Raw genomic sequence first — 246 nt, forward strand, 5'->3', positions numbered from 1 at the left:
CTAAGTAGGCTAAGTAGGCTTTAAAGTCGTTTAATTTTAGCGCTCTTATCCGCCTAGCTAAACGTGAGTACACCATTTCACGTTTATGATCGCCTAATACAATACCGCAAGCGTTGTAAACTAAATTGGCAATGTCTTTAAAATCGCGATCGGTACACAGAAACTCTTTCATTAGCAGCTCTCATACATAGTAGTGAGTGTGGCCTTATTGAGCGCTTTTCCAATAAGGCCTGTAATCAAATAATT

1 pseudogene is annotated in these 246 nt (G+C 39.0%); it reads right to left on the bottom strand.

Annotated elements, in window-relative coordinates:
- Positions 1-172: pseudogene (locus SB756_RS33805) on the bottom strand (chemotaxis protein CheR); the annotation flags it as partial.
- Between the last annotated feature and the right edge of the window lie 74 nt (positions 173-246).

This window comes from Pseudomonas sp. SIMBA_068 (assembly GCF_046534705.1).
GTDB lineage: Bacteria > Pseudomonadota > Gammaproteobacteria > Pseudomonadales > Pseudomonadaceae > Aquipseudomonas > Aquipseudomonas putida.